This window comes from Paenibacillus sp. 01L418, assembly GCF_056400045.1.
This window is the reverse complement of the sequence record NZ_JBFTSN010000513.1, coordinates 1-4,103: the sequence shown is the minus strand read 5'-3', so window position 1 is coordinate 4,103 and position 4,103 is coordinate 1. Positions and strand designations below refer to the sequence as shown.

At 47.9% G+C, this 4,103-nt stretch carries 6 protein-coding genes; all 6 read left to right on the top strand.

Annotated elements, in window-relative coordinates; all coding sequences use genetic code 11:
- Positions 1 to 1,416: phage tail sheath family protein (locus AC1DSE_RS31700; protein WP_477528788.1), on the top strand; the 1,416-nt coding region annotated here is incomplete at its 5' end.
- A 38-nt stretch (positions 1,417 to 1,454) separates the two neighbouring features.
- Complete coding sequence (locus tag AC1DSE_RS31695; protein ID WP_076267913.1) at positions 1,455 to 1,889, top strand: phage tail protein; 435 nt, start codon at positions 1,455 to 1,457, stop codon at positions 1,887 to 1,889.
- Between the two features lie 126 nt (positions 1,890 to 2,015).
- Positions 2,016 to 2,396 carry a hypothetical protein gene (locus AC1DSE_RS31690; protein WP_028611985.1) on the top strand — a complete coding sequence of 127 codons (381 nt, stop codon included), beginning with the start codon at positions 2,016 to 2,018 and terminating at the stop codon, positions 2,394 to 2,396.
- A 17-nt stretch (positions 2,397 to 2,413) separates the two neighbouring features.
- The gene (locus tag AC1DSE_RS31685) at positions 2,414 to 2,593 is read left to right on the top strand and encodes a DUF6760 family protein (protein WP_076267912.1); all 180 of its coding nucleotides are present in this window, start codon (positions 2,414 to 2,416) and stop codon (positions 2,591 to 2,593) included.
- 9 nt (positions 2,594 to 2,602) lie between these two features.
- Positions 2,603 to 3,064, top strand: coding sequence for a phage tail protein (locus tag AC1DSE_RS31680; RefSeq protein ID WP_256710880.1), 462 nt, complete (start codon positions 2,603 to 2,605; stop codon positions 3,062 to 3,064).
- 71 nt (positions 3,065 to 3,135) lie between these two features.
- The coding region (locus AC1DSE_RS31675) for a hypothetical protein (protein WP_477528787.1) at positions 3,136 to 4,103 on the top strand (968 nt) is incomplete at its 3' end.

Sequence of the window (4,103 nt, the reverse complement as noted above, 5' to 3'; positions counted from 1 at the left end):
GACTCTAACGAAGCTCAGAAGGATGCGGTTCTCTCCATTACCGCCAAAAATCCAGGCGMTTGGGGCAATCAAATTCGTGCTGTTGTTGTTCCTGCAAGCAAAGCAAAAACACCGATCTTTGAAGCAAGCGAAGGCAATCGTTACCGCGTGAAAAACGCTGCTGGCTTTTATGCTGGGGATGTGGTCGTTTTTACAAATGGTACAGACAAGCAATACAACCGCATCATTTCTGTTCATGATCAAGTGATTGAGCTTGCAGAAGCACTTAGCGGCGATGTAGTGGATACGGCTCTAGTTCCAACTAAAGTACTAAGCTCCTCGGAGTTTACGATTAACGTGCTTTACGGAACAGAGTCGGAAACCTACGAGAAAGCATCACTAAATCCAGAGGCTCCAAACTATGTGGAGAAGCTGGTATCCCGCTCGAATATCGTAAGCGTACAAGTACTAAAGGCATCGGAAGAGAGCATTGCTCCGCTGGAGCAAATTGCTGGTTCTGAGCTTGCCGTATTTGAAATTCTGCTTGCGGGAGGTAGTGATGGTTCTGCTGCGAGCTTGTCGGCTGCTGATTTTATCGGCGAAGACTTTGGTCCAGGCAGAAGAACAGGCATCCAGTCGTTTATCGACAACGATGTTGTCAGCATCATGGCGATTCCAGGTGTAACCGATCCTAACGTACAGCTGTCGCTGGTTGCTCATTGTGAAAGCTTGGGAAGCCGCTTTGCGATTCTTGATCTTCCTCGCGAAGTAACGAAGGTACAGGATGTGCTTGCTCATCGTGATTTGTTCGATTCAAGCTATTGCGCACTGTATAATCCATGGCTGCAAGTGTTTGACCCGCTCGACAAACGCAATATTTTCATCCCGCCATCTGGTACAATCGCTGGGGTATATGCTCGTTCGGACACGACACGCGGCGTACAAAAGGCGCCTGCCAACGAAACGCTTCGCGGTGTAGTAGGCCTAGACGTTCAATATAACAATGGCGAGCAGGATATTCTTAACCCAGCAGGCGTCAACTTGATTCGTGCTTTTACAGGTCAAGGCATTCGCGTATGGGGCGCTCGTACATGTTCATCCAATACACTTTGGAAATATATCAACGTACGCCGCTTATTCATTTTCATCGAAGGTTCGATCATGAATGGATCAAGCTGGGTTGTATTTGAACCGAATACCGAGCAGCTATGGGCCCGGGTTCAGCGCACGATTGACGCATTCTTAACTCGTGTATGGCGTGACGGAGCATTGTCCGGTACAAGCCCGTCTGAAGCATTTTATATTGAAATTGGACGTTCAACGATGACACAGGATGACATCGACAATGGACGATTGATTTGTGTAATCGGCGTAGCGCCGGTGAAACCAGCTGAATTCGTCGTATTCCGCATCACACAAAAAACAGGTTCGGAATAGTCATTAGCTTCCATATCGAATAACGGAAGGGGATCCACATGCCAGGAGATCGTATTGATCCATATCGCAATTTTAGATTTCGTGTAGAAGTAGAAGGTCTTGAGCAAGCAGGATTTAGCGAGGTTTCCGGTTTTGAGGCAACCTTTGATGTGGTCGAATACCGCGAGGGCAACGAGGTTATTACACCTCGCAAGCTTCCAGGCTTAATCAAGTACGGCAACATTTCACTGAAATGGGGCACGACTGAATCGATGGAGCTGTATGATTGGCTTCAAGAATGCGCCGAAGGAACGATTGAGCGCAAAACGATTACGATCATCGCGCTTGACGAAGAAGGCGAAGACGTGGCTACTTGGCAGGTTATCGAAGCTTGGCCTGTTAAATATACTGCGCCTACCTTCAATGGTACCGGCAATGATATTGCGCTAGAGCTGATTGAATTCGCTCATGAGGGTTTAACGCGCACCGCATAGAAATGAGTAATTAAAGCTGGTTTATGGCGAACAAGGGAGGTCAGCAGGCGAGAAATCGTTTGCTCCTCTCTTGTTTTCCGCTTTTCTAGAAATTGATTCTATTTTACATATTGGAGTGATGACCGGATGGCGTTTCAAACGGAATATGAATTTGAATTGCCTCGCGGCTACGTGGATGATCAAGGCAATCTCCACCGGCGGGGGGTTATGCGGCTTGCTACGGCAGCTGATGAAATTTTACCGATGAAGGACCCGCGCGTACAATCCAACCCTAGTTATTTGACCGTTATTTTGATGGCTAGAGTGGTAACGAAGCTTGGGGACGTTAGGCATATTGATACGAAGCTGATCGAGAAGCTGTTTACGGCAGATCTTGCTTATTTGCAAAATCTATATCGTCAGATTAATGACTTAGAGGCGCCTAAGGTGCTTACGGCTTGTCCGAAATGTGACCACGAGTTCGAGGTGGCTGTCGATTTTTTGTCCTTAACGGAAGCTCTCTCTTAGGTTATCCGGTTGACCGGCTGTACGAGGAGGTAGGCTTCGTCGCGTATTATTTTCATTGGTCGCATGACGAAATTATGAGCATGGAGCATGCAGAACGCAGGCGCTGGTGCGACGAAATTTCCAAAATAAATCGCAAGATGAACGATGAATCAGATAGCGGTAAGAAAAATATTTTCGACGTTTTTGGAAAGAGGTGACGCGGCGCTATGGCAGTCATGAAGGGGCAAGAGAAAGGTCGCTTTCACGATGTAGCTACAACATTCAAGTTTTGGGTGGAGCTCGATGACATTTTTGTTGCTGGGTTCTCTGAGGTTTCGGGACTTGAGGCAGAAACAGAAATTGAGGAATACCGTGAAGGCGGAGTGAATGGTTATGTTCATAAGCTGCCGATGGGCGTTCGGTTCCCAAATCTCGTGCTGCGCAAGGGTATGACTAAATCGCCTGCTCTTTGGAGCTGGTACGAAAGCACAATAGATGGAACGATTGACCGCAAAACAGGTGCGATTGTACTGCAATCTGCTGACGGAACAGAATTTGGGCGCTGGAGCTTCTTTGATGCTTATCCGGTGAGGTGGACCGGGCCGCATCTGAATGCGAGCACGAGTGACATTGCGGTTGAAACGATAGAAATTATTCATAGCGGTTTATATGGCGATTTTCAGAAGTAGGGTTGTGCATGTAGTCAAACGTTAATGAATCATAAAATGCAAGTTGAACGGGAATAGGAGGATGCACCGGTATGAAACGAATTTTGGACCGTATGGGCAAAGCTGCGACAAAGCAATCAACGTCGGTTCAGCCGTTTGCCGGAGGCATCTTAAATAAATATAAGACAGGCACAGGACGCAAAATATTTGAGCGGGTCGCTATGTCGCATGTGATCAAAAATGAACCGACCATTACTCAGCAAACGCTGCATGTGCAAGTCGTAGCACCTAAAGCAGCAGCACCAAATAACGGCTACAATAAAAAAACGCCGCCTAGTCCAGAGCGCAAGCCTGAGCGCATCATGATGCGCGAGCGAGTAACGGTAGAGCGTGAAACGATCGTATTCAGAGATGTGACACATATTATCAAAGAACTAAGAACGATAAGAGAAATAGCAATAGCACAGCCTGTTCAAGGGAAAGAAACGAATGATGGAGCACTCCACAAAATAGGCATTACGAAGCAGTTAGATGAGATTGTTAACAGCAGTATAATTACGAACAGATTTAAGCATGACCATTCCAAACGAATAATACCGCATGTTTCGCAGCTGCCTACTCAACCATTGAAGGCAGAGCAGCAGACGGATTACTATAAATGGCTGCAAGCCAAGCTTCAACCCGGTATTGTTATTCAATCGCTTCGAAAGCTGGATAACCTTAATAAGCCGCTGGCGAAGGATCGAGCTCAGCTTAAGTCTAACCTCAAGCAGGCTAACGATTCTGGCGCATCATTGAGCAAGGCGCCTTTGCAGCTTACGAATGCACGCAGAGCAGTCGTTTCACAAGAGCAGCGGGAAGCGGAGAAGAGAAGCGCSGCTGCGGGCAAGGTTCTAAGCGAGGCTGGGAAGAGAGCCGAAGCGGTGAAGCTGGAGCAGCGGGAGGCGGAGAAGAGAAGCGCCGCTGCAAGTAAGGTTMWAAGYGAGGCTGGGAAGAGAGCCGAAGCGGTGAAGCTGGAGCAGCGGGAGGCGGAGAAGAGAAGCGCCGCTGCGGGTAAGGT